This is a genomic window from Burkholderia sp. Bp8998 (assembly GCF_003854235.1).
Taxonomy (GTDB): Bacteria; Pseudomonadota; Gammaproteobacteria; order Burkholderiales; family Burkholderiaceae; genus Burkholderia.
In genome coordinates, this window is sequence record NZ_QTQF01000026.1 from 87,898 (window position 1) to 113,218 (window position 25,321).

26 protein-coding genes are annotated in these 25,321 nt (G+C 65.1%); 9 read left to right on the forward strand and 17 right to left on the reverse strand.

The window, feature by feature from the left end:
- Positions 1-25 precede the first annotated feature (25 nt).
- From DIE06_RS24380 to DIE06_RS24390, 3 genes are all read left to right on the forward strand, one after another.
- Positions 26-952: a LysR family transcriptional regulator gene (locus tag DIE06_RS24380; RefSeq protein ID WP_124663569.1), complete on the forward strand. Its 927-nt coding sequence runs from the start codon at positions 26-28 to the stop codon at positions 950-952.
- Between the two features lie 112 nt (positions 953-1,064).
- Positions 1,065-1,700, forward strand: coding sequence for a GTP cyclohydrolase I FolE (gene folE, locus DIE06_RS24385; RefSeq protein ID WP_124663570.1), 636 nt, complete (start codon positions 1,065-1,067; stop codon positions 1,698-1,700).
- The gene (locus DIE06_RS24390) at positions 1,700-2,503 is read left to right on the forward strand and encodes an SDR family oxidoreductase (protein ID WP_124663571.1); all 804 of its coding nucleotides are present in this window, start codon (positions 1,700-1,702) and stop codon (positions 2,501-2,503) included. The genes folE and DIE06_RS24390 overlap by 1 nt, the downstream gene beginning before the upstream one ends.
- 85 nt (positions 2,504-2,588) lie before the next feature.
- Here the strand turns inward: DIE06_RS24390 and epsC are convergent, their stop codons facing one another.
- On the reverse strand, positions 2,589-3,509 hold the full coding sequence (epsC, locus tag DIE06_RS24395; protein ID WP_124663572.1) for a serine O-acetyltransferase EpsC: 921 nt from the start codon (positions 3,507-3,509) through the stop codon (positions 2,589-2,591).
- Positions 3,510-3,647: 138 nt separating this feature from the next.
- Positions 3,648-3,881, reverse strand: coding sequence for a hypothetical protein (locus DIE06_RS24400; protein ID WP_124663573.1), 234 nt, complete (start codon positions 3,879-3,881; stop codon positions 3,648-3,650).
- A 279-nt stretch (positions 3,882-4,160) separates the two neighbouring features.
- Here DIE06_RS24400 and DIE06_RS24405 point away from each other — a divergent pair, with 279 nt between their 5' ends.
- The 3 genes from DIE06_RS24405 to fnr all read left to right on the forward strand — a co-directional run bounded on the left by DIE06_RS24405 (position 4,161) and on the right by fnr (position 6,158).
- Positions 4,161-4,571, forward strand: coding sequence for a DUF3005 domain-containing protein (locus DIE06_RS24405; protein WP_124663574.1), 411 nt, complete (start codon positions 4,161-4,163; stop codon positions 4,569-4,571).
- Positions 4,572-4,772: 201 nt separating this feature from the next.
- A complete protein-coding gene (locus DIE06_RS24410) occupies positions 4,773-5,240 on the forward strand; it encodes a universal stress protein (protein ID WP_124663575.1) in 468 nt (155 codons plus the stop codon).
- A gap of 171 nt (positions 5,241-5,411) precedes the next feature.
- A complete protein-coding gene (fnr, locus tag DIE06_RS24415; RefSeq protein WP_124663576.1) occupies positions 5,412-6,158 on the forward strand; it encodes a fumarate/nitrate reduction transcriptional regulator Fnr in 747 nt (248 codons plus the stop codon).
- Positions 6,159-6,218: 60 nt separating this feature from the next.
- Here fnr and DIE06_RS24420 read toward each other — a convergent pair whose 3' ends face one another.
- Positions 6,219-7,112, reverse strand: coding sequence for a LysR family transcriptional regulator ArgP (locus DIE06_RS24420; RefSeq protein ID WP_124663577.1), 894 nt, complete (start codon positions 7,110-7,112; stop codon positions 6,219-6,221).
- Between the two features lie 106 nt (positions 7,113-7,218).
- On the opposite strand from DIE06_RS24420, the gene DIE06_RS24425 reads away from it, so the two are divergent.
- The gene (locus tag DIE06_RS24425) at positions 7,219-7,839 is read left to right on the forward strand and encodes a LysE/ArgO family amino acid transporter (protein WP_124663578.1); all 621 of its coding nucleotides are present in this window, start codon (positions 7,219-7,221) and stop codon (positions 7,837-7,839) included.
- A gap of 367 nt (positions 7,840-8,206) precedes the next feature.
- The gene (locus tag DIE06_RS24430) at positions 8,207-9,154 is read left to right on the forward strand and encodes an aldo/keto reductase (protein ID WP_124663579.1); all 948 of its coding nucleotides are present in this window, start codon (positions 8,207-8,209) and stop codon (positions 9,152-9,154) included.
- 552 nt (positions 9,155-9,706) lie between these two features.
- Here DIE06_RS24430 and DIE06_RS24435 read toward each other — a convergent pair.
- From DIE06_RS24435 to DIE06_RS24450, 4 genes are all read right to left on the reverse strand, one after another.
- Complete coding sequence (locus DIE06_RS24435; RefSeq protein WP_124663580.1) at positions 9,707-11,029, reverse strand: MFS transporter; 1,323 nt, start codon at positions 11,027-11,029, stop codon at positions 9,707-9,709.
- Between the two features lie 55 nt (positions 11,030-11,084).
- Complete coding sequence (gene tcuB, locus DIE06_RS24440) at positions 11,085-12,299, reverse strand: tricarballylate utilization 4Fe-4S protein TcuB (RefSeq protein WP_124663581.1); 1,215 nt, start codon at positions 12,297-12,299, stop codon at positions 11,085-11,087.
- On the reverse strand, positions 12,286-13,695 hold the full coding sequence (gene tcuA, locus DIE06_RS24445) for an FAD-dependent tricarballylate dehydrogenase TcuA (RefSeq protein ID WP_124663582.1): 1,410 nt from the start codon (positions 13,693-13,695) through the stop codon (positions 12,286-12,288). Before tcuA ends, tcuB begins: the two co-directional genes overlap by 14 nt.
- Positions 13,696-13,769: 74 nt before the next feature.
- Complete coding sequence (locus DIE06_RS24450; RefSeq protein ID WP_012372223.1) at positions 13,770-14,711, reverse strand: LysR family transcriptional regulator; 942 nt, start codon at positions 14,709-14,711, stop codon at positions 13,770-13,772.
- 204 nt (positions 14,712-14,915) lie between these two features.
- Between DIE06_RS24450 and DIE06_RS24455 the strand changes: the two genes are divergently transcribed.
- Entirely contained in the window at positions 14,916-15,434 is a 519-nt protein-coding gene (locus DIE06_RS24455) for a MerR family transcriptional regulator (protein WP_124663583.1), read from the forward strand.
- 63 nt (positions 15,435-15,497) lie between these two features.
- Here DIE06_RS24455 and DIE06_RS24460 read toward each other — a convergent pair whose 3' ends face one another.
- The 10 genes from DIE06_RS24460 to DIE06_RS24505 form a co-directional block, all read right to left on the reverse strand.
- Complete coding sequence (locus DIE06_RS24460) at positions 15,498-16,742, reverse strand: MFS transporter (RefSeq protein ID WP_124663584.1); 1,245 nt, start codon at positions 16,740-16,742, stop codon at positions 15,498-15,500.
- A gap of 280 nt (positions 16,743-17,022) precedes the next feature.
- Positions 17,023-17,994, reverse strand: coding sequence for an NAD-dependent epimerase/dehydratase family protein (locus DIE06_RS24465; protein WP_124663585.1), 972 nt, complete (start codon positions 17,992-17,994; stop codon positions 17,023-17,025).
- The gene (locus DIE06_RS24470; RefSeq protein ID WP_124663605.1) at positions 17,991-18,998 is read right to left on the reverse strand and encodes a fumarylacetoacetate hydrolase family protein; all 1,008 of its coding nucleotides are present in this window, start codon (positions 18,996-18,998) and stop codon (positions 17,991-17,993) included. The genes DIE06_RS24465 and DIE06_RS24470 overlap by 4 nt, the downstream gene beginning before the upstream one ends.
- Positions 18,998-19,591, reverse strand: coding sequence for a cupin domain-containing protein (locus tag DIE06_RS24475; RefSeq protein ID WP_124663586.1), 594 nt, complete (start codon positions 19,589-19,591; stop codon positions 18,998-19,000). The genes DIE06_RS24470 and DIE06_RS24475 overlap by 1 nt, the downstream gene beginning before the upstream one ends.
- A complete protein-coding gene (locus tag DIE06_RS24480) occupies positions 19,588-20,403 on the reverse strand; it encodes a cyclase family protein (protein WP_124663587.1) in 816 nt (271 codons plus the stop codon). Before DIE06_RS24480 ends, DIE06_RS24475 begins: the two co-directional genes overlap by 4 nt.
- Positions 20,404-20,405: 2 nt before the next feature.
- Positions 20,406-21,608: an MFS transporter gene (locus tag DIE06_RS24485; RefSeq protein ID WP_124663588.1), complete on the reverse strand. Its 1,203-nt coding sequence runs from the start codon at positions 21,606-21,608 to the stop codon at positions 20,406-20,408.
- A 16-nt stretch (positions 21,609-21,624) separates the two neighbouring features.
- Positions 21,625-22,755 carry an FAD-dependent oxidoreductase gene (locus tag DIE06_RS24490; protein WP_124663589.1) on the reverse strand — a complete coding sequence of 377 codons (1,131 nt, stop codon included), beginning with the start codon at positions 22,753-22,755 and terminating at the stop codon, positions 21,625-21,627.
- Positions 22,756-22,790: 35 nt separating this feature from the next.
- On the reverse strand, positions 22,791-23,150 hold the full coding sequence (locus tag DIE06_RS24495) for a Rieske 2Fe-2S domain-containing protein (protein WP_124663590.1): 360 nt from the start codon (positions 23,148-23,150) through the stop codon (positions 22,791-22,793).
- Positions 23,151-23,169: 19 nt separating this feature from the next.
- Positions 23,170-24,126, reverse strand: coding sequence for a VOC family protein (locus DIE06_RS24500; RefSeq protein WP_124663591.1), 957 nt, complete (start codon positions 24,124-24,126; stop codon positions 23,170-23,172).
- 31 nt (positions 24,127-24,157) lie between these two features.
- Positions 24,158-25,318, reverse strand: coding sequence for a S9 family peptidase (locus DIE06_RS24505; RefSeq protein WP_124663592.1), 1,161 nt, complete (start codon positions 25,316-25,318; stop codon positions 24,158-24,160).
- Positions 25,319-25,321: the final 3 nt, after the last annotated feature.

The following is a 25,321-nucleotide window of genomic DNA, read 5'->3' on the forward strand; positions in this document are numbered from 1 at the left end:
ACGTTTTAAAGATACTGGCCTGGCGATGGACGCGCTCGATCTGAACCTGATTCCCTACCTCGTCGCGCTCGACGACACGCGCAACGTCAGCCGCGCGGGCGACCTGCTCGGCGTGAGCCAGCCGCGCGTGAGCACGGCGCTGGGCCGCCTGCGCGATTACTTCGGCGATCCGCTGTTCGTGCGCACGTCGCGCGGGATGGAGCCGACGCCGCGCGCGCTCGCGCTGCTGCCGGCCGCGCGCGACGCGCTCGCCCAGATCGAACGCGGCCTCGTCGCGCCGCACGACTTCGATCCGGCGGCGAGCACGCATACGTTCTCGATCGCGCTATCGGACGTCGGCGAGATCGTGTTCCTGCCGAAGCTGCTGCAGGCGTTCGCGACGCTTGCGCCGCATGCGAACCTGCGCTCGGTCTCGCCCGCGCACGACGAAGTCGGCCGCGGCCTCGAGGCCGGCTCGATCGATCTCGCGGTCGGCTACTTCCCCGATCTCGACGGCAACAACTTCTTCCAGCAGCGGCTGTTCACGCACCGGTTCGTCTGCCTGATGCGGCGTGGCCATCCGCTCGAACAGGCACGCCCGTTCACGGCCGAGCAGTTCCTCGCGTGCGGGCACGCGGTGGTGCGCGCCGAGGGGCGCAGCCAGGAGGTGCTCGAGAAATACCTCGCGAAGCAGCGCATGCAGCGCCGCGCGGTACTCGAGACACCGCACTTCATGAGCCTGCCGTTCATCCTGAGCCGCACCGACCTGATCGCGACGGTGCCGCACGCGATCGGCTATGCGTATGCGGCGGAGCATGCGTTCATCGTGCCGGTCGAGCCGCCGTTGCCGCTGCCGCGCTTCGACCTGAAGCAGCACTGGCATCGCAAGTTCCACAACGATCCGCGCACCGCGTGGCTGCGCGGCGTCGTCGCGTCGCTGTTCAACGACGAGCAGGACGAATGGCCGAAGTGAGGGAAGGTGAACGGCGGGTGAGCGGCAGGCCGCACGCACGGCCCGCGAAAGCATGAAACAATGCCCGGATATCCGCGCCGCCGCAGGCGGCCGCATTCGATGGAGCGACTAGATGGGTAAGGGTAAGAAAACCGCGCGGCCCGAGCCGGCCGCATCCCGGCCGAGCCGGGAAGAAGCCGAGGATGCCGTTCGCGTGCTGCTGCGCTGGGCCGGCGACGATCCCGCCCGCGAAGGCCTGCTCGACACGCCGGCACGCGTCGTCCGTGCATATGAACAGTTCTTCGCCGGCTACGCGCTGGAACCGCGCGACATCCTCGCGCGCACCTTCAGCGAAGTCGACGGCTACGACGAGATGATCGTGCTGAAGGACATCCGCTTCGAGAGCTACTGCGAGCACCACATGGTGCCGATCATCGGCCGCGCGCACGTCGCGTATCTGCCGAACCATCGCGTCGTCGGCATCTCGAAGCTCGCGCGCCTCGTCGACGCGTTCGCGAAGCGCCTGCAGATCCAGGAAAAGATGACCGTGCAGATCGCCGACACGCTGTTCGACGTGCTGCAGCCGAAAGGCGTCGGCGTGATCCTCGAAGCCGCACACCAGTGCATCTCGACGCGCGGCGTGCACAAGCCGGGCGTCGAAATGGTCACGTCGCGCATGCTCGGCTCGTTCCGCACCGATCCGTCGACGCGGCGCGAATTCCTGTCGATCGTCGCGAATCCTTCTTCAGTCAACCTGACGAATACGTAATGCAGTCCACGAAGCAAGCGGCGAACGCGCCGGTCGTGCTCGTGACCGGCGCCGCGCGCCGGGCCGGGCGCGCGTTCGCCGAGTATTTCGCCGCGCACGGCTATCGCACCGCGGTCCACTACGACCGCTCCGCCGATGCCGCGCAGGCGGCGGCCCGCACGATCGCCGAACGCGGGCGCGATTCGGTCGCGCTGCAGGCCGACCTGTCGGATGCCACGCAGATCACCGCGCTGATCGACCAGGTGTATGCGCGTTTCGGCCGCCTCGACGTGCTGGTCAACAACGCGTCGGTGTTCTGGCAGGACCATTTCCCGAGCTTCGACCTCGCGGCATTCGACCAGGCATGGGCCGTCAACTGCCGCGCGCCGATCCTGCTCACGCGCGCGTTCTACGAACGCGCCCGCGCGGCCGGCACGCAGGGTGTCGTCGTCAACGTGGTCGACCAGAAGATCAAGGAAAACTTCCACCGCGACCATTTCAGCTACACGGTCGCGAAGGCCGCGCTCGGCAATCTCACGCAGATGCTCGCGTTGTCGTCGTCGCCGGTACTGCGCGTGAATGCGGTGTTCCCCGGGCTGATGCTGCCGAGCGACGATCAGACGCAGGCCGACTTCGAACACGCGAGCCGCGCATCGACGCCGCTCGCGCGCATCGCCGGCCCCGACGACGTCGCGAGCGCGATCCTGCTGCTGACGGGCAGCGCGTACAACGGCGTGGATTTCGTCGTCGACGCGGGGCAGAACCTGATTCGCGTCGACCAGGACGTGCTGTACAAGCATCGCTCGCCGGCCGGCAAGCACTGACGGACCGGCGATTCGGGAGCGGCCGCCCGCTGCCCGCCTTCACCTGCGTCGCGCGAACGACACCCCGCGCCGTTCGCTCGACGCGTTACGGCTTCTCGGCGCTGCCGCCTTCGCGGACCTTGCCCTGCGCGACGCTCGTGCCGGGCGGCACGCTGTGCGTGAGCCACACGTTGCCGCCGATCACCGAGCCTCGCCCGATCGTCACGCGGCCGAGAATCGTCGCGCCCGCATAGATCACGACGTCGTCCTCGACGATCGGGTGCCGCGCATTGCCCTTGACCAGCGTACCTTCGCCGTCGGCCGGGAAGCTCTTCGCGCCCAGCGTGACGGCCTGGTACACGCGCACGCGCTCGCCGATGATCGCGGTTTCGCCGATCACGACACCGGTGCCGTGGTCGATGAAGAAGCTCGGGCCGATCTGCGCGCCCGGGTGAATGTCGATGCCGGTGGCCGAGTGCGCGATTTCATTGATGAAACGCGCGAGCAGCGGCACACCGAGTTGGTGCAGCGCATGCGCGAGCCGATGGTGCATCATCGCGAGCACGCCGGGATAGCACAGCAGGATCTCCGTGATGTGCTGCGCGGCCGGATCGCCCGCATACGCGGCCTGGATGTCGCTGACCAGCAGCGCGCGAACCGACGGCAACTGCCGGCCGAACTCGCGCGCGATCTCGAACGCGCGTTCGTCGAGTTCGGCGAACGGCGTGTCCGCATGCTCGGGCAGGAACGGCAGCGCGCGGCGGACCTGTTCGGACAGGATCCGCAGCGTGCTTTCGAGCGTGTGGCCGACGTAGTAGTCGACGCTTTCATCAGTCAGATCCGGCGCGCCGTAGTGCGTCGGAAACATCGACGCGCGCAGGCCGGTGACGATCTTGCAGATTGCGTCGCGCGACGGCAGTTCGCGGATGCCGCGCGGATGACGCGTGCGATGGAGCTCCTCGCGCGACTCGCGCAAGCCGGCAACGATTTCTTCGAGGCCCCACTGACGGGCGGGTGATGTCGACATATGCCAATGCAGGCAGCCGCGCGCGATTGCACGGCCGCGAATAAAGTGACGGGTTCCACAAGATTACCGCGTTTTCGTCCGGCAGCGGCATGCCGGGGGATCGGCCGGACGGTCGATGCTGCCGACGCGCGACGGCGTTCAGACCGTGACGCTGCTCGCGTCGATCCAGCGCACGGCCCAGTCACGCGCGTGCGCGATCGCGTCGCTTTCGTCGTTGAACTGGAGCTCGGTCGGAAAAAACCGGTTCGCGACGAGTTCCCCGTCGCTCGATCGGGAGATCACGACGTAGGGCTTGAACGACCCGTCAGTGGCGCGCGCGGGCGCGCAGTTCAACAGATAACCGCGGTGCGTGAACGCAGTAGTCGCTTGCATGAATCCGCCACCTCTAGTCCCTTGTTTGTTGTTCACTACCCGTCTTTAAGGGTGTTGCGGCGCCCCCGTGCGGGCAGAGTCGGCGAGAACTGCATCCCCTGTCGCCGCTTTGCAGGAAAAGAATCATACTCTGTAGAAAACGGGTGTTCTAGCTGAAATAAATCACGACAAATCAGCGCGCGCCACGCGACCACGGCGATCGCCCGCGTGCCGTTTTCCCGTCTCGCCCGGAACGGGATTTGCTTCGATCCGGAACGCTTCGCCGCCAGGAGAGCCGTGATGGAAACGTCAGCTCAAGCGCATGCCGCGCATCCGCGCAGCATCGAACTCGACAACGACGACACGCATGACAGCACCGTCGACACGGACGGCAAGAACCGCGAGGCCGCGCGTCTCGCGAGTGGCGGCGCCTTCTCGCCCGACCAGGTCACGTGCAGCAACGCGTCGCTCGTCAACGCGATGCCGGAGGCCGGCGACGGCTTCGCCGGCTTCGACAGCCGGCCGGGCGGCAACCATCCGGCGTTCGCGCTGCGGGACGGCTACATGGTGGTCGAGAAGGGGTTCGACGCGCCATCGCACGCGGGCGACGCGCCGTACGGCCCGGTTCACCGGATGTACGGCAGCACACACGGGCCCGGCCACGGACGCCGGCCGGAACGGGTGATCGAAATCACCACGGTACCGCGGTAACGCACGCGGCGTTTGAATCGATCGTTCGTTTGGCGGGTTGAAGCGGTGCCGACGGCCAATGGCCGCGGATCGGCGTGCGCGCGCGCGACGGCCCGCGCGTCGCTGCAAAGTCCGCGCCGTTGGTTTACGCTGCCTCGCAGCGACGCACGGCCAGCTCGGCCGTTCGGCCGACTTCCGCTCAACCCGCCACTCGGAGACACTATGTACAAGCGCATTCTGGTTGCCATCGACGGCAGCGACACGTCCCGCCACGCGTTCGATGCCGCGCTCGCGCTCGCGAAGGCGCACGGTGCCGAACTGCAGCCGTTCTACGTCGTCGAAAACGCCGCGATCTACTACAACGTGCCGGGCTACGACCCGTCCGTGCTGCGCGACCAGCTCCTCGCGCAGGGCAATGCGCTCGCGGCGGATTTCGCGAAGCGGATGCAGGCGGCCGGCGTGAAGGGCGAGACGCTGATGAGCGAGGCATCGTCGCTCAACGACGTGTCGACACTGATCCTCGACGGTGCGAAGGCGTTCGGCGCAGACCTCCTCGTGCTCGGCACGCACGGCCGCCGCGGGTTCCGTCGCCTCGTGCTCGGCAGCATCGCCGAACAGTGCGTGCGGCATGCGACGCTGCCCGTGCTGCTGATCCCGGCCGCCGCGCATACGGACGATCAGGAAGGCTGACCGCGCCGGCGTCGGCGTGCCCGTCGCGGCGCGCACGCGCAACGGCATGCCTGCACGCATGCCGTTGCGATGCCCGCGGCATGTGCGCACGGTCGCGACGTTTTGTCACCCGACAGCGGCAACTTGCGGTGGGACAATGATTCCGTCGATTCAATGCCGGAGTAAACGCTCATGTTGACGCCTGTCGCCACCCGTCCCGCCGCCCCGTCCCATGCAGGCAACTGGGCTCCCCGCCAGGCCCCGCACTGCTCGTCGTGCGCAATGCGACACCTGTGCATGCCGCAGGGCCTCGCCCCCGAAGCGCTCAGCCGCCTCGAATCGGTCATCTGCGCGGCGCGCCCGGTCAAGCGCGGCGAAGCGCTGTTCCGCGAGGGCGACACCTTCGACAACCTGTACGCCGTGCGCTCGGGTTCGCTGAAAACCGTCGCCACGCGCCACGACGGCCGCGAGCAGGTCACCGGCCTGCACCTCGCGGGCGAAGCGCTCGGCCTCGACGGAATCTGCGACGACACGCACCCGCGCACCGCGGTCGCGCTGGAAGACAGCTCGGTCTGCGTGATTCCGTACAGCGCGCTCAAGTCGCTGTGCTCGGAAGCCGGCACGATGCAGCTGCGCATGCACAAGCTGATGAGCGAGCAGATCGTGCGCGAAACGTCGCAAACCATGCTGCTCGGTTCGCTGAACGCCGAAGAGCGCGTCGCCGCGTTCCTGCTCGACGTATCGTCGCGCTACCTGAAGCGTGGCTACTCGCCGTCGGAATTCAACCTGCGGATGACGCGCGAAGACATCGGCAGCTATCTCGGCATGACGCTCGAAACGGTCAGCCGCACACTGTCGAAGTTCCAGAAGCGCGGCCTGATCGAAATGCACGGCCGCCTCGTGCAGATCGTCGACTTCGACGGCCTGCACCACGTCTGACCCCGCGCGGCGCGTGACCTGCGCGCCGCCACCCGCCACCGCCCACCGCGCCCGCCTCGATCAGTCGAGAAACAGCGCGGCACGCGCCTTGAGTGCCGCGCTGAAGTCGTCGAGCCAGCCGATCGACAGGCGCCAGCTCTGCCAGTACAGATCGATATCGACGGTCCGCCCGCGCGACATGTCGACCAGTTCGCCCGCCGCCAGTTGGCGATCGACCATCCGGTCCGGGCACATTCCCCATCCCAGCCCCGTTTCGCATGCGCGCAGGTATCCCGCGACGTGCGGGATCCAGTGTTGCGGCGGATCGAGATCCGCACGCGTCACGCGCCGGATGAAGCGCGCCTGCAAGCCGTCCTTCGAATTGAACATCACGCACGGCGCGCGGCGGAGCGCATCGCGCGTGATACCCGCGCCGAAATAGCGCGCGTAAAACGCCGGCGAACACACCGCGCGATAGCGGATGCGCCCGAGCCGCGTCGACCGGCACCCCTGGATCGGCTCGGCCTGCGCGGTCACCGCGCCTTGCACGCTGCCGTCGCGAATGCGCGCGGCCGTATGGTCCTGATCGTCGATCACGAGATCGAGCAAGGTCTCGCGCTCGGTACAGAACGGCCCGACCGCATCGATGAACCAGGTCGCGACGCTGTCGTCGTTGACGGCCACGCGCAACGTCGGCCATGCGCTCGCGATCTGGCCCGGCAATGCGGGCATCCGGCCGCCCAGTTCGGCCTCGAGCAACTGCACGCGCTCCGTATGCCGGCACAGCAGCGCCCCCGACGTCGTCGCGACACACGGCTGCCCCCGCTTGACGAGGACGCTGCCGACGCGCTCCTCCAGCAGTTTCACGCGCTGCGATACCGCCGACGGCGTGACGTTCAGCTCCTTGGCCGCCCGTTCGAACGAACCGTGCCGGATCACTGCGGCGAGGGCATCGAGCAATGCGTAGTCGAGCATTAGATTTCCTTAATCTGCATTAGCTGAATTAGCTTCTCTTATGTCCGGGATGACCGCAGACTAGCGCTAACCGATTCACCCGTCTACCGCATCACCGCTCCCCATCATGAACTGGATCGCTTTTTCCCACGGCGCCGCCCTGTGCGGGTCGCTCATCGTCACCATCGGCGCGCAGAACGCATTCGTGCTCAGGCAAGGCATCATGCGCTCGCATGTCGGCAAGATCGTGCTGCTGTGCGCGCTGTCCGACATGATCCTGATCGGCGCCGGCGTCGGCGGCGCGTCGGTCCTCGTCGAACGCTACCCGACCTTCGTCCACGTGGTGCTGTACGTCGGCCTCGCATATCTCGCATGGTTCGGCTTCAACGCGCTGCGCCGCGCGTTCAAGCCGGGACACGAAACGCTCGACGTGCGCGGCGACGCCGTCGCGCCGCCGCCGCAGAGCGCGGTCGCGATCGTGCTGATGACGCTCGCGTTCACGTGGCTCAATCCGCACGTGTATCTCGATACGTTCCTGCTGATCGGCACGGCCGGCGCGCGCGAACCGGAAGGCTCGCGCCTCGCTTTCGCGATCGGTGCGATGTCGGTCAGCGTCGTGTGGTTCCTCGGACTCGGATACGGTGCGCGGCTGCTCGCGCCGTGGTTCCGCAAGGCCGTTGCGTGGCGCGTGCTGGATGGCGCGATCGGCAGCATGGTGCTGTTCCTGGCGGCCGTGCAGTTGCGGTAACGGGCTTGGACATCGACGATCGCGGGCGGCGACTTGCCGCCTGTTTTTCGTTCAGCACCGACTCAGCACCGCGGCAAGCCCGAGCTCCATTCGCCTCTCCCCCTGCTCCCCGCTGCAGCAAAATTCAGTTCCCGATCGAAAGTAACCGCCCGAATCACCGATATGGCGGACGATGCATCCGCCATGCGCTGCGAGTCCTCCGTCCAGGCAGCCGCGTGTCCGCTGCACGATTCCGATCGATCGGCGAGAATATTCGAGCGTCCCGCGACCACGGCGAAAGCGCTTCACCCGTCTGCCCGTCCCGTCGCCTTCGACTCGGCCGATCCCGTCGTTCGATCCCCTCACCCCGCAGAATTCGGAGAGCAACATGGCACTACGTACCCTCGGCACATCGGACATCCAGGTTTCCCCGCTCGCCTTCGGCGGCAACGTCTTCGGCTGGACCGTCGACGAGAACGCGTCGTTTGCGCTGCTCGACGCGCTCGCCGGCACCGGCATCAACTTCATCGACACGGCCGACGTCTATTCGGCCTGGGCGCCCGGCAACCGCGGCGGCGAGTCGGAAACGATCATCGGCAAGTGGCTCAAGCGTACCGGCAAGCGCGACCAGCTCGTGATCGCGACCAAGGTGGGCCTGCTCGAGGGGCGCTCGGGCCTGACGAAGGACAACATCCTGAAGGCCGCCGACGATTCGCTGCGCCGCCTGCAGACCGACTACATCGACCTGTATTTCTCGCACCGCGATCTCGCCGACACAGCCCCGCTCGAAGAAACGCTCGCCGCCTACCAGACGCTGATCGACGCGGGCAAGGTGCGCATCATCGGCGCGTCGAACTACAGCGGCGCGCGCCTGCGCGAAGCCGCCGACATCAGCAAGCGCAACGGCCTGCCCGCGTACCAGGTGATCCAGCCCGAATACAACCTGATCGACCGCGCCGACTACGAGCGCGATCTCGAACCGGTCGTGCGCGACCTGAAGCTCGGCGTCGTCAACTACTACGCGCTCGCGAGCGGCTTCCTGTCGGGCAAGTATCGCAGCGAGGCCGACCTCAAGAAGAGCGTGCGCGGCGATCGCGTCGCCGGCTATCTCGATGCGCGCGGCCTGCGCATTCTCGCGGCGCTCGACGACGTGTCGGCGAAGCACGGCACGCAACCGGCCGCGATCGCGCTCGCGTGGCAGATCGCGCGGCCGACGATCACCGCGCCGATCGCGAGCGCGACGTCGCTCGCGCAGCTCGCGCTGCTCGGCGAGGCGATCCGCGTGAAGCTCGATGATGACGATATCCACAAGATCGACGAGGCCAGCGCGGTCTGACGTCGCCGGCAACGGGCCGGCTGGTGGAATCGCGCCGTGCGGTGGTTCGACCGGCCGGCCTGCGCCATGTGCGCTCCGGTGTCACCGCGTTCGCGGATGCACGAAATCCGGGCGCGGCAATCGCGCGGAAAACCACGATGACGACTCTTCTGCTGACCGCAACGCCAAGGAAATGCTCGACTGCGTTGACGAAGGCAACGGTGTCCGGGTAGAAGTTCCCGAGATTGATTCTGAGTTGAGTCGTGCAGGCAAAGACGATCCCGCCCGCACCCAGCAATGAAACGAAGTGGATGCCGGGATTGCTTTCCCTCATCCCGACTGTGAACCGGATCCCCAGGATTCCTGGTGATGCCATAGCAAAATGCGGGAAACAACGCACCCACGAACGGAGCAGTTTTGGCCGGCTATCAACAGCACACTCAAAGGCCGCTACAGACTCGCCCCTGCAAGCGAGCGAAATGCCTCGTACGAGCGGCGCGGGAACAGCCGACCAACAGACAATCGTTCGCCGCTTCGAGCGCCGCCTCGTAGAGCATGGCCAGCGGGTGATCGCTATCGGGCCGACGATGCCGCCGCCGGGTTGCTGCCCGCACGGCGGCGGTACAGCCCGAGCGTCGCGCACAAACCGCAGAGCGCGGCGAAGCTCAGCCAGTAGCCGGGTGCGGCCTTGTCATGCATGACCTGAATCAGATACGTCGATACCGCTGGCGTAAAGCCGCCGAACAGCGCCGTCGCGAGACTGAACGCCAGCGAGAAGCCCGCGACGCGCACTTCGACCGGCATCACTTCGGTGAGCGCGGCGACCATCGCGCCGTTATACACGCCGAAGAAGAACGAGAACCACAGCAGCACGATCAGCATCCGCGCGAAGCTCGGCGCATCGGCGAGCCAGGACAGCGCCGGATAAGCCGTGAAGATCGCCAGCACGGAAATGGCGAGCAGCAGCGGCTTGCGACCGATGCGATCGGAGATCATGCCGCCGATCGGCAGCCAGACGAAATTCGAAGCAGCCGCGAGCAGCGTCACCATCAAGCTGTCGGAGGTGGACAGCTTCAGCACCGACTTGCCGAAGGTCGGCGTATAGACCGTGATGAGATAGAAGGTGGTGGTGGTCATTGCCGTCAGCAGCATGCCGCCAATGACTGTGCGCCAGTTGCCGAGCAGCATCGCAAAAATGTCGCGCGTCTGCGGATGATGCCGCCGCGCTTCGAACGCTGCGGTCTCCTGTAGCGAACGGCGCAACACGAACAGGAACGGCACGATCGCGCAGCCGATAAAAAACGGCACACGCCAGCCCCATGCGGCGATCTGCTGCGCCGACAGCCACTCGTTCAGAGCGTAACCGATGGCCGCCGCCATGACGATGGCGACCTGCTGGCTCGCCGACTGCCAACTCGTGTAAAAGCCCTTGTTGCCGGGCGTGGCCATCTCCGCAAGATAGACGGACACGCCCCCGAGTTCGGCTCCTGCCGAGAAGCCTTGCAACAGACGCCCGAGCAGGACGAGCACGGGGGCTAGCAAGCCGATGCTCGCGTACCCCGGCACACAGGCGATCAGGATGGTGCCGCTCGCCATGATGGAGAGCGTAACGATCAGCCCGGTGCGCCGTCCGACCTTGTCGATATACGCGCCGAGAAAGATCGCGCCGAGCGGACGCATGAGAAAGCCCGCGCCGAACACGGCGAAAGTGAGCATCAGCGACGCGAATTCGCTGGTGGAAGGGAAAAAGATCCTCGAGATTGATGTCGCGTAGAAGCCGAACAGAAAGAAATCGAACTGTTCGATGAAGTTGCCACTGGTCACGCGCAACACGGCGACGGCCCTGGTCATGGGCGAAACGCCGGACGAAGCGGCGATCGGTTCGATACGGTTCATTGTGTCTCCTGCTTGTTATCCATGGTGATGGGCGCGCAAGGCGCCATGAGGACTGCTAATCCGACCCGAGGTTCACTGTGCTGCGCTGCCGGTTCTCGATCGACGACTTGAGCAGCGCTGCAGAGCGGAAGATGCCGTGCGCGAATTTGCCGTAAGGCAGCGTGACGAACAACGCCATCACGTTGCCGAGATGAATCGCAAGCAGCAACGGCATTGCAGAAGTCGTGCGGAGCGCGAGCAGCACGAGGCCGGATGCGCTCGTCAGCAGCAGGAGCGCGATGAAGCCGCGGTCCATCGGGCGCTGACGAGCATCGCCCCGCTCCGGAACGCGTTTCAGGTTCAGCCACAGCAGTCCCGCCGGCCCCGCAATCAGGCCGATGCCGCCCGCCGTTCCCAGCAGCACCGGCACGCTCAGAAACGGATACGGCGCTTCCAGACCGAACGCATAGTGATAGAGCGTCGCGACCGCGGTTGCTGCAAAGCACAGCATGAAGCCGTAGAACGTCAGGTGATGGAATCGGCGCCGCGCCAGCGTGAAGGCATCGTTTTCTTCGTTGCAGCCGTCGCCGTGGCCGCCGTCCAGGTATTTGAGCGTCAGCGCGTGCTTGGCGGCTTCCGCGACAGCTGGCGCGCTCGCGCTCGCCGTTCCTGCCGACACGTCGCGCCAGAAGCGCGTGACGCCCAGTCCGAGCGCGAGGCAGGCGAACAGGAAAACGATGCCGAACATCGCCGCGAGCAAGTTGTGCGGGAAGATCACGTAGAAGTTCGCTGGCGCGACGTCGCCCGACACGCCGCCGCGCAATACCGTGCCGAGCAGCAGAAACAGCCCGAGTCCGGCCGCCAGGGCAACCGACAAAGTCAGGCCGTTGCGCTTGTACAGCGCGCCGAACGAAGCAGGAAACGCATATTCGGTGTAGGTCTCGAGCCGGACCTCAGCCATCGCTTTCGGCACGTTCACGCCGAATTCGTGCGGCGGTGCGTATTGGCACGCGTGATAACACGCGCCGCAGTTGTGGCAGAGATTCGCCAAGTAGTTGACGTCGGCCTTGCCGAACTCGAGGCGGCGCGTCATTGCCGGGAATACGGCGCAGAATCCTTCGCAGTAGCGGCACGCGTTGCAGATCTGCATCTGCCGCGCCACTTCGGTTTCACCGGCGCTCATCGGCACAATGGGGATCACGCGCGCCGTGCCGCCGTGTGAACCTTTTCTCGTATCGCGCGATAACGTCGTGCGCGTGCGTTCGGATGCGAGCGCGTCAGACTGTTGCACTGGTTGTCTCCGTAGTTTTGAGTGCCGCATGCGCGGCCTGCGTCCCGGCAATGCGCCCGAAGGCCGTGCCGATCGACATGCCGACGCCCGCCGTATAGCCCTTGCCGAGCACGTTGCCGGCCATCATTTCGCCAGCCACGAACAGGTTCTCGCTGGCTTCCCCGCCGAAGTGGACCTGCGCGCGATCGTTGGTCTTGAAACCGAGATACGTGAACGTGATGCCTGGCCGCAGCGCATAACCGTAGAACGGCGCCGTATCGATGCGGCGCGCCCAGTGCGTCTTGGGCGGCTCGAGGCCTTCGGTGTGGCAGTCGTCGAGCGCGGTGTGGTCGAAGGTGCCGTCGCGACACGAATCGTTATAGCGCGTGAGCGTTTCCATGAAGCGCGCTTCCGGCAGCCCGAGCTTGCGCGCGAGTTCCTGCAGCGAGTCGGCCTTTTCGCCGGGAAACACCGGCGGCATGAACCGGCCGATTGCTTTCGAGTCGATGATCGAATAGCCGATCTGTCCCGGCTGGTGCGCGACGAGCCGTCCCCAGATTGCATAGCGCTTCGGCCAGAAATCCTCGCCTTCGTCGTAGAAACGCTCGGCGTCACGATTCACCACGACGCCCAGCGACACGCAGTCGATGCGCGTGCAGATGCCGCCGTCATACAGCGGCGCGCGTGCATCGATGGCGACGCAGTGCGACTGCGACGGATCGCCGATCATGTCCGCACCGGCGTCGGTCATATGCTTGATGAGCACGCCCGTGTTGAAGCGCGTGCCGCGAATCAGGAAGTTGTCGGCAGGCCATTCGCCGCGTGCGTTTTGCCCCCACGCGTCGCGCAGCCATTCGCGATTCGATTCGAAGCCGCCCGCTGCCAGCACGCAGGCGCGTGCCTCGAAGCGCCGGTTGCCGCTGCGCGCCGCGATGAAGCGGCCGCCGTCGAGTTCGAGCGATTCGACCGGTGTTTCGTAGCGGATATCGACGCCGAGCGCTTCGGCGCTGCGATAGTACGCGTTGACGAGCGCCTTACCGCCGCCCATGAAGAACGCATTGGTGCGCGCGACGTGCAGCGCTCCCGAGAGCGGCGGCTGGAAGCGCACGCCGTGCTTCTGCATCCACGGCCGGCACGACGACGACGCGCGGATCGTCAACCGCGCGAGATGCTCGTTCGTGATGCCGCCGGTGACTTTCAGCAGGTCCTGCCAGAATTCCTCTTCCGGATAGGCATCGACGAGAACGTCTTGCGGCCCATCGTGCATGCAGCGCAGATTGCGCGTGTGTTGCGAGTTGCCGCCGCGCCATTCGCGCGGCGCGGATTCGAGAAGCAGGACGGAGGCGCCAGCTTCTCGCGCCATCAATGCGGCGCACAGCGCGGCATTGCCTCCTCCGATTACGAGCACATCGACCATTGGACTTGTCTCCTTTCGGACGAATCGTAAAGATCGAGTGCCCGCTTGGCTACGAGCCGGCCGTCAAGGGGTGTTCATCTTTTGTGAAGACCATGATCACGCAGTCGCGCGCCGGGCCAGCGCCCTTCCTGCACGAGTTGACGGGCGACATCGACGAGCACCACGCGCGCGGCGAGACCGGCGGGAGACAGTTCGTCGTCGGAGATACTGGCGAGCATGTTGGGCCGCGTGGCGTATTTCTCCGCGACGGGAACGCTCTTGAGTATTACGTTCTCGGGCCTTGCGAGCGCAGCGCCGGGCTGTATCGTCGCGCCGATGCCGGTGCGGACGAAGTCCATCAGAAGCGCCAGACCGTCGACCTCGGCGACGATGTTCGGCTGATATTCGGCGCGCTTGAACGCCGATAACAGCTGTGATCGCAACCCGTGCGTGCCGCTGGGAAGAATGAGCGGAAGCTTGCCGAGATTTTTCAGGCGGACGGACGTGCTAGTCGGCATGCCATCCAGATCGCTCGCGCCGATCAGAAACAGCCGCTCGTCCAGCAGCGGCAGCACGCTCCAGCGTTGCGCGGGTTCCTCTCGGAACAGCACGGCGAGATCGATCTGACGCGCGCTCAGCATGGACGCGAGATAGCCGGAGAGACTTTCGACCATGTGCAGCCGTACATCGGGATAGCGTGAACGCATGGCCTGCATGAATGCGACACCCAGCACGCTCGCCGTGCTGGGCGCCATGCCGACGCTGACATGGCCTGACAGACGGGCGGAGCGGGCCGCGAGCGCTGCATCGTCGATATGGCGCAGCGCGAGTTGCGCCTGACGCCAGAACGCCAAACCCGCGTCGGTCGGAACGACGCCGCCCGAGGTGCGTTGGAGCAGACGCGTGGATAGTTCGCCTTCCAGACGGCTGATCTGCTGACTCAATGCCGAGGTCACCACGCCGAGTTCCAGCGCTGCCTTGCCCATGCTTCCGTGTTCAACGACGCTAAGAAAATAGCGCAATTGTCTGAGTTCCATTCCGCGCTCGGTCAAGGGGATTAGGCGGGTATTCTGACAGAACACCGCCGTGCAACTCCCTGCGCCGATGTCGGATTCCTGGAGCGCGTGCGTCTTTGAAGCAGTCGCTCATATCAAGCAGTGGGGCCCAGCCTTGTGTGACAAGGCCAAAATCAGATAGCAGCGCTGCGATTTACGCCGTTATGTTCTATTGACGGAGTCTCTATGCCATTGACGGTTGGCATGCTCGCCCGGCGTTGCGGCATTACTGTTCGCGCCTTGCACTACTACGACCAAACCGGTTTGCTGAAGCCGATCGGCCGCTCGACTTCAGGCTACCGGCTGTACGACGAAGCCAGTGTGTCGACAATCAACACGATTCAGTCGCTGCGTGGTCTCGGCCTGACGCTCGACGCCATTGCACAAATGCTGCACAACCGGCAAATCGCCTTGGTAGAAGTGATTGCCGAGAGCCGCCCGATTGTCAGCAGGATTCCGAACGTTTACTGTCGCCCACGAGATTCGCGAGACCGCCTCGTCGACATTCTATTTCGTCGTAAACGCCGATGCCGTGCCGACGGCATGGCGGGATCGCATTGCCTGCTTTGCCGTAAGCCTGCGCGATGGGGAGGCCCACATGATCTGATCCAAAGCACTTTGAGTGCCATTGTCCAACGGACGGTCGTAACGCAACAACGTCAGCCACTGCGCCCTGCGGCTGGGAAGAGACCCTCCCCCTTGTAGGTCAGTTGCATCGGCCGCCCCGTGGAACACCGGGACGGCCAGTGGTTACTTATTGCCCTTCTATCAGAAGTTATGCCGAATACCCGCGCGAACAGCGACTTGGCCGCCGGTAGAAGAGGGCGTCAGAAATGTCAACGCAGCGACCGCGGCTTTCCCAGTCGAATCAATACCCGTCGCGCGTTCCCACGACGTCGTAGCGTAGAGAAGTGTTCGCTTGGAAAGGTTGTACAAGGCACCCACGTTGAGTTGCAGGTACTTCGCAGATTCAGCCTTCGTGTAGTCGTAGGACGCTCCAAGCATGAAGGCGGGTGTCAGATTGTAGGTGGCGAGGGCTTCGAAATTATTGAACGCCGCGGTTCCGGAGAATGGCGTCGACGAGGTACGCACCACATCTTCGAACCGAGTGTTCGTATATGTGAACCCGACCAGTGCTCGACCCACTCGATACTGGCCGGCGATTACACCATTCATGCCAAAGGACAGCAGCATGCTATAGAGGACGATCTCTGTATCGCCAGTTGCGAATGGAAGTCCCAGCGCCGCCAGACATGCGACAAGCATGTAGACCACGATGGTGTATTTTCGACCGATCTTGTCGTTCAGATAGGCTGCGGAGTAGTAGCCAGGAATCTGCGCCAGATAGATCAGGATGGTGAACGAGAAGCTCCGGGTAACGGTGAATCCTTTGGCTACCAGAAGACTCGGGATCCAAACCAGGAATGCGTAGTAGCAAAAGATGACCGCAATCCAGAGTGCCCAGACCACAATCGTGGTGGTGAGGTACTGCGGCTTGAACAGCACGGCCAGCCGACCAAAGAAATTGGTGTGCCCGGTAGCGCCCGACGGCACCGTGCGGCCGGGGCTCTTTTGCGGTGCCGGCAAGGGCTGGCCCGTGGCACGCTCCACGTGTTTTTCAATTGCTTCGCACACGCGCGCTGCCTCGCCGTGACGGCCCATTTCTTCAAGCCAGCGCGGGGACTCGAACAGTGCACGCCGCATCCACAGCAAGAACACCACCGGTAGCGCCGCAATGATCATCAGGTAACGCCAGCCGTTGGGACCGGTCGGCACGACGAGATAGCCCAGAAGTGCGGAGAGAACGAAGCCGAACGAGAAGAATCCAGCCAGTGCGCCCGTGAAGCGGCCGCGGTAGCGGCTACCGACGAACTCTGCCAGATACGGTGCGATGATCTCACCCTCGGCTCCCACTCCTACGCCCGCGACCATGCGCAGAATGTAGAACTCATGAAAATTGGTCGCGAATGCGTTAACGAAGGTGAGGTCGCATCGTCCAGCGGTTCCGAGCATAGGTAGCCAATTTCGACGAACCATCCTCTACGACATATGAAAACCGGGGAAGCTTTCGGTATCGCTTGTAGCAACACGCGGCGCGCATGCCGATCGCTTCCGCAAGTTCCAGATAGATATGGCTCGCCGCGCCGGTTCCCATGAAGACGATCTCGCGCAGCGAGGTGTGACCGACCAGCACCTCGTCCGGAATCGCCTGTCTTTCCGCTTCATCTCACCAGTCCATCTTCACGTGTTGAGCCGTCAACTCAGGCGCCAGATGCCCTGAACAGTATGGATCCTAGAGCGACAGAATTAATTTGCTCAACGGCTCGAGCGCATGCGTGACAAGCGCGTCGATAGTACCGTCGTGCCGAAATCCCGCCTCGATGGCACGGCGATCGGTCAGCGGCGGTTGTCGTCCGAAAAGCCGCTCGATCCGCTCCACCGGAGCGTAGTCGATGTCGAACGAGCCGAACCGCCGGACCAACGCATCGACGATCTCTTGAACCGACAGATGCAGCACTGGGGGTGTCCAGACTCGGCCGACGTGCAATCCCTCCGCGGACATGCGTCCGGCGTGCAGCAGGTTGTCGACACAGCATTTGCGGGACATCCACCACACGGTGGCCGAAGGCGAAACGGGACATGTATAAGATTGCCCGCTTTGCGCCGCGCGGAAGATCTGGCTCATGAACGCGGATCCATGTCCCGCGGAAAGCGCCAGACGAGCCACGATGCCCGGCAGGCGTAACGCACGGCCATCCAGCTTGCCGCGTCGCGTCCAGTCGGCCAGGATCAGCTCGCCAACCAGCTTGTGCACGCCGTAGCTCATCGTCGGGCGCGGCAGGGTGAGCTCGTCCACGGACGGGGGTAACCACTCGCCCAACACCGCAACGCTGCTGGCATAAACGACGCGCGCCGCACGCCCCTGCTCCGTCGCTTGCTTCGCCAGGCGTTCGAACAGCGCCAGCATCCCCGACAGATTTACCCGGTCGCCTTCAGCCGGTTCGGCTTCCGCCTGCGAGCCGGGCATGCTCGCCAGATGAAAGACGACGTCGACAGGTTTCGACAGCTGCGGCTCGAGAATCTCCGGGCTGCTGAAATCGCCGACCAGTGCCGTGACTCGAGCATCGTCGTACGGCCACTCCGCTTGCCGGTCGACCAACAACAGTTCCGACACATCGCCGGGCTCCACGATACCGTCGTGCAGCAGCCGTTCGACCAACGCCGTTCCGACAAATCCGCCCGCCCCGGTCACCAGCACTCTCATGGCCGAGCCTCCTCGTCGTCGGCGCGCGGCGCGCGTACAACCCGCTGATCGATCGTGCCGAACGGTGCGTTGCCGGCGTCATCACACGCCGTCATCCTGACCCGGTCGCCAAAGCGCATGAACCGCGTGCGCGCGGCCCCTTCGTCGATCATTTCGATCACGCGGCGCTCGGCGAGGCACGCCGAGCCCGCGTTGCGATCGGCATTCGACACCGTGCCGGATCCGACGATCGTCCCCGCCGACAGGCGGCGTGTGCGGGCCGCATGCGCGACGAGTTCGCCGAAGCCGAAGTTCATTTCGCGTCCATGCGGATGACCGAACCAGCGGTCGTTCCATTCGACGTGCAGGCTCAGATGCACGCGGCCGTCGCGCCAGTGCTCGCCGAGTTCGTCGGGCGTGACTGCAACCGGTGCAAAGCTCGTCGAGGGCTTGGCCTGCAGGAAACCAAAGCCCGTCTTCATTTCGCGCGGGCCGAACGCCCGCAGGCTCCAGTCGTTGAGCTGTACGATCAGGCGGATGCAGCGCAGCGCACCAGCGGCCGATACGCCCATCGGCACGTGCCCCACCACCACACCGAATTCGCCTTCGAAGTCGATGCTGTCGGCCTCTTCAGGCAAGGGCACGTCGCTGGCCGGGCCGAGGAAGTCGTCGCTGGCGCCCTGGTACATGACCGGCACCGTATCGAACTCCGGAATCGGCGGACTATTGAACGCCTGCTCCATCAGGCGGCCGTGATTCAGAAACGCCGAGCCGTCGCACCACTGCGGACTGCGCGGCAAGGGCGCAGCGCATGCGGCCGGATGGAACGGGCGCGCCTCGGGCACGCTGCCGGCGTTCAACGCGTCGTAACGCGCCTGCAAGCTGGGCGCGAGCACGTCCCAGCGATCGAGCACATCAGCCAGAGTCGTTGCTATCGGTGCGGCTTCGACGGCATGGCGCAGGTCGCGCGACACGAGCAGCAAGCGGCCATCGGCGCTGCCCTCGGGCAAGGTGGCGAATTTCATCATGCGCCTCCGGGTGCGGGCGTGTCGAGCACGGCGGCAATCGCCGGATCGTAGGCGCCGTCGATCAGAACGAACAGCATCCGGCATGGGCGGCCCGAGCGATTCGCCCAAGCATGGTTGGTTCCCCGCTGAATCACCACGTTGCCCGGCGCCAATGCGACTTCGGCATCGTCGAGGATCAAGGTCATTTCGCCTTCGATCACCACGCCGTAGTCGATCGACTCGGTGCGATGCATCAGCGGATGCGGCGAGCCGGCCTTCACCGTCGACGCTGCTGCGTCACCGATCTGGCTGAACGCATCGTGCATCTTCACCGCACCGTGCGCGAGAAATTCCGGTGTGTCGGGCGGAATGTCGACGAAGCGCATACGGGTGCCGTGCTTCGGCGGCGGCAGCACGAGTGCGCCGATCGTGGGATCGGCGCCGTTGTCCACCATGGCGGGGCTCGACGACGTGCTCCACACTTCGTGGAATACGGTGCCGGGAATCGCGGCGATTTCCACCACGGTCGGCAGAGGACAGTCGGATGCGACGACTGCCCGACCGTCGCTATCGTGTCCGGTCACCACGCGACGAATCGCTGGAAAGCTCATGCTGCTGCCTCCACGTCGGTGTCATCGAGAATCGCGACGGCGCGCGTCCACCCTGCCGACGCGCCGCGAATCTTGTGCGGGAAGCAACTGATCGTGAAGCCGCTCGGCGGCAAGGCCGTGAGGTTGTGCAGTTTCTCCAGATGGCAATAACCGATATCGCGCCCTGCCTTGTGCCCTTCCCAAATCAGCGACGTATCGCCCGTTTCCGCGATCTTCTTCGCGGTATAGGAGAACGGTGCATCCCAGCTCCATGCATCGGTGCCGGTCAAGCGCACGCCACGCTCCAACAGGTACATGGTCGCTTCATAGCCCATGCCGCAGCCCGCATTGACGTAGTCGTCGTGCCCGTAGCGCGATCCGGCCCGCGTGTTCACGACGACGATATCGAGCGGCTGCAGTTCATGGCCGATGCGCGCGAGTTCGGCCTCGACGTCGGCCGCCGTCGCGACGTAGCCGTCCGGAAGGTGCCGGAAATCGAGCTTCACGCCCGGCTGGAAGCACCATTCCAGTGGCACCTGATCGATCGTGATGGACGGCCGAGCTTCGCCCAGGCTCGCATCCATCGTCGAGTGGAAATGCCAGGGCGCGTCGAGATGTGTACCGCTGTGGGTCGTCAGTGTGACCCACTCCGCGGCGGCAGCTTCACCATCGGGATAGTCCGCGGGTTTTGTACCCGGCAGCATCGCCATGAATTCGGGCAGCGTGTCGCTGTGCTTCTGATAGCTGATCCTCGGTGCGAGCGGCGGCGGATCGGAGAGAACGTCGTTCTCGAGATAGATGGAGAGATCGACAAACCGTCGAGCGGGCTTCATGTTCAGACTCCTTCGGATTGGGGATGGCGATCGAGCCGCGAGAAGCAGATCGCCGCAGCGGCAGCGATCAGCACTGCAGCGAACCCGAGGCTGCCGTAGCCGGACTGCTTGACGAGCGTGCCGCCGAGCACCGGGCCGATGGCGGCGCCCGTCATCAGCATCGCTGGCGTCGCGGCAACGGCGCGACCGGTGCGGTCGATGCGCGCCAGCATGCCGAACGCGAAGGTGTGGGTGAAGATCATCACGGCGGCAAAGACCGAGGTGGCCGCCGCGTACGGCAAGAACGCCGTGCTTTGCGTGATGACCAGCGCGAGCGCGGCCTGCACAACGGGGCCGGCCTGCACGACCTTGCGGCCCGGCACGCGCGTTTCGAGCAGTCCCGCGACGGGAGCGGGAAACAGGTTGACGAAGCCGAGCGCGATCAGCGTCGCGATCACGGCACTCAAACCGAATCCGCGATCGAGGCCGATACGCTGGACAAAACTGAACAGCATCGACTGCGTCAGCGCCATGCAGCCGACGCCTGCCATGCCGAACCAGACGACGCGCTCGAAGCGAGGCTCGCCGCCGGTTGCCGCGACGAGGCGCGCTTGAATCGACGGAAACGCGAGCGCGCATGCGATCGCGGCGACGCCCATCACGCTCGCAAAAACACGAAACAGCATCGGGCCGCCATGCGTTGCGATCAATCCCGGCACGGTACCGAGAAACGCGATCGCGAAGATGCCGAGCGCGAGGCCGGCGCTCGCGAACAGACGATGCGGATTGCGGCTTCGTCCGACGGTGCCGTGCGTGAAGCTCAGACCGCATCCGACAGCGACGCCCGCGACGGCATGCAGGGCCGCCATCGTCAGATAGCGATCAACCGATACGGACGTGATGCCGAGAAACGCGCACGCCGCGATGCCGAAGCCGACGGTCGACATCGCGCGCGCCGGCAGGCGATTCAAGCGCGGGGAGAAGAAGACGCTGCTCAGAACGGCACCGGCCAGGAATAGCGTGGCGAGCAGGCCCGCCTGCTGTGGATCGAGCCGATACGCACCGATTAACGTGCCGACCCAGACTGGCAAGGCCACCAGATCGACCATGCCGGCGCAGTGCGCGAGCATCAGCGCGACAGCGCCGAGCGCGCCAAGCCGCGTCGTGTCGGTCGATATCGACAGGTCGGCACGTGCCGGCGTCGTGGGGGAAAGGTTCGTCTCCATCGTGCCTCCGCTTGCGTCAGATAGGCCGCGCGAGACTCATATGCGTCTCGTGCATGATGCGCCGGTGTTCCTCCTTGTCGCCACCGTCAATCTCGATCTCGCCAAGACGCCCGGAGTTTTCCACCACCATGCGGCAGCGCTCCCAGCGGCGCGCCTGGAATGCCTGCAAGGCAGCTTCCACCGTCACACCGCGCCCCAGCTCTTCGGCAAGCACGATCGCATCCTCGATGCCGATGCCCGCGCCCGCCGCCATATGCGGCGTGGTCGCGTGCACCGCATCACCGACGAGCACCACCCGTGCGCTGAACCAGGGCGCCGGCAGCAACAGGCTTTCCAGCGGACGGTAGTTGACGCGCGAATCGGCGCCGATCTGCGCGCGGATGGACCGGATCAGCGGCACGTCGAACATGGCCAGCAACTCGGACAGCATGCGCGGCCATTCGGCGGGATCGATGTAGTCGTTGGTCGGCCTGTCCTCGGTGACGAAGACGTACATTTCTTCCCGGGAAACCGGATTGACACCCGCCTTGATCCGGTGCCCCAGCCACATCGTCGCGCAAGCGATCTCCGCCGGTCGCGGCACCACGGCGCGCCACACGCCCTGGCCGGTATAGCGCGGCTTCGGCGCATCGGGAAACGTAGCGGCGCGCACTTTCGAGTAGAGGCCGTCCGCTCCAACCACGAGGTCGTAGGTACCGTGCGTGCCGTCCGTGAACGCCACGTCCACTTGTTCGCCGCGCGGCTCGATCCGCGAGAAGGTGCAGCCGAGCTTCACGCGCACGCCTGCGGCGCGTGTCGCCTCGGCGAGAATATCGGCCAGCACCGGGCGCATGATCGCGCCGCCGCCAGGAACATCCTCGCCGGCCACTCGCGGAGTCGGCAGCGTGCCGATCGACTGGCCGCCGGCCGTGTACAGATTCACGCCGTCGCCGCCGTGGCCGCGTTCGAAGAAGGCGTCGAGCACACCGATCGTGCGCAGCGCACGCAACGTGGGCCCGCCAATGCTGATGCCGGCGCCGTACGAGCGCCAGCCCTGGTCGATCTCGACGAGGTCGACAGTGAGGCCGAGCTTCGCGCACTGGATCGCCGTCGCCATACCGGAAAAGCCGCCGCCTATGACGAGGACGTGTTGAAGAGGGGCTGCCATCAGGGTGTCTCCTTGTTATGTCTGGTGTGGGTGTGTCATGTCGCGATCAGCACGATGGTGCCGTCGTCCGTCACGTCGATCTCGACGGGCGTCAGCCGCTGACCGAGGCACGGGCCGAGTACGCACTCACCGCTTGCGATATCGAACTGCGCACCGTGCGCGTGGCAGACGATGCGGGTGCCGTCTCCGTTCAGGTAGGCGTCCTTGCGCCAGGCCATCTGCGTTTCGCCGAAAAAGTGCGGGCACGCATCGCGATACGCACGAACCTGCGCGCCGTACCGCACGACAAAAAGCGTGTCGTGCCCCTGCCCATCGGGATCGAAACCGCGCGCGCCGGGATCGGGCAGATCGTCGACGTTTGCGAGACGGATGCGATCGGGATATGTCTCGGACATGACGGAACGATGCTCGCCGTCAATCCGACTTCGCCGCGGCCGCCCCCGGCGGAGGACCGCCCGGCGCCCACTTGTCGCGATGCTGGAACAGGAACAGTTGCGACGCGTCGGCACCCATTGGCGCCTCGCGCGCGTTCCATGCATCGTCGTGCAGATCCATGTCTGCGTCGTACTCGACGTGACAGCCGAGCGGGCTGTTGAAATACCAGAACCAGTTCGAGCCGAACCGATGACGCCCCGGCCCCCAGAACGACTGGTAGCCCTTCGCGACGAAACGCGTGCCCGCCTGCAGCACTTCGGTCGGTCCGCCCATATGGAACGTGAAATGCTCGCAACCCTTCATGAAAGGCGGCGTCTGAATCATGAACAGCGTGTGATGGTCGAGCGTGCCGGCCGGCTGCAGGAACGGCCCGACGCCCGTGAATCGATCGGTACAGCGAAAGCCGAGACGCTCCACATAGAACGCTTCGGCCTTCGCGGCATCCGGCACGAAGTAGACGACATGCGAAAGCGTGCGCGGAGTCAGGACCGCATCGTCGCTCACGGCCACGACGTTCGGCGCGCGCTGTGCAGGCGCGCCCGGCGCATTCACGGGTTCGGCGGCCATGGCAAGCGAACGGCGCCTGGTGACCTGGAAGCCGATCGCGAAGCCCATGTCGTCGAGCGATTCGATCGATCCGTCGGCGAGCGTGCTCACTTCGCGGTCGCGGCGCAGCTCCGCCGCGATGGCGTCGATCGTCGCGGCATCGGCGACGCCGTAAATCGTCTTGCGCAGCATGCTTGCCGTGCCGAGCGCAGGCGGCAACGCCGGATCGTCGCGGCGCGCGATGTCGATGCCCGTTCCGTCGAGTGCCTCGAAACGGCCGCCGGTGTCGTCGCCGCGCACCGGTAGCAGCCCGTAGTCAAGCAGATATTGGCGGCAGGCGGCGACGTCGTCCACGCCGAAGACCAGCGTATCGGGTCCGATGATATTCATGAGATGTGCGTGCTTGAGATGGGTGAATGAGTCAGAGCGAGGTGCGTCCGCCGAGCGTTTCGGCGATCCAGTCGGCGATGAAGTGCCCCGCGTTGATCGAGTTGTCGAAGCTCGAATGCTGGACGCCGCCTTCGCGCTCGGTGAAGATCTTGAGCTCGCGCTTGGGGCTGTTCACGAGTTGCTCGTACGTGCGATGAGCCCAGGCGACCGGGATCTGCGAATCCTGCGAACCATGCGTGACGAGGAACGGCACCTTGATACGATCGAGCACACCGTCGAGATGCACGTTTTCGGCGATGCACATGAAGTCGTCGATGTCCTTCGCGCCCCAGACCCAGCAGACGTGCTTCCAGTAGTGCGGCACCGGGAAGTTGCCTTCGCGCTGCAGGCGTTTTTTCTGGACGTCGCGCCAGTCGTGGTTGGCGCCCCACACCACACCGCAGGCGAAACGCGGCTCGAACGCGACCGCGCGCGGGCAGTAGTAGCCGCCGAGCGACACGCCCTCCATGCCGATCCGCTTCGGATCGACGTCGTCCCGGCCTTCGAGCCAGTCGACGATCTTGCTCGCCCAGACTTCCGAGTTGTATACCGCATTCAGGCCGCGCAGCCGCAACGCTTCGCCGGTACCCGGCTGGTCGACAATCAACGACGACACGCCGCGCGCGGCCAGCCAGGCCGGCAAGCCCACGAAGTACTTCATTTCCTTGGTCGAATCGAGCCCGTTGACCTGCACGAGCAGCGGACTGCGCGCGTCGGCGTTCTTCGATTTCACAAGGAGTCCGGACAGATGCGTGTCGCCGTACGGAATGGCGACGCGCTCGCAGTTGTCGCCGGAGCGTGCGATGCCATCGTCGAACGTATCGAGCGAGCGTTGGTAAAGCTCGATACGCCCCGGGGCATCGTGCGCGAGCATGCGCTCGGCCGTGATCAGATAGATCGCGGCACGCTTGTACTTCTCGCCCGCCGACAACCGCCGCCCCTGTGCCTCGTCGTCTTGCGCAAGATCGCAAAGGCGATCGGCCTTCTCGACCCACGCTTCGCGAAACGCACGCGTGCCGTCAGCGTCGGGCTGCCTGGCCGCTTCCTGGAGCGGCCCGCACATGTCCTCGATTTCACCGATGCGCGCGCCCATTTCGATGGCGAGATTGACGGACAGATTCCAGACATAGTTGGTTGGAAAGTATCGGAACATGCT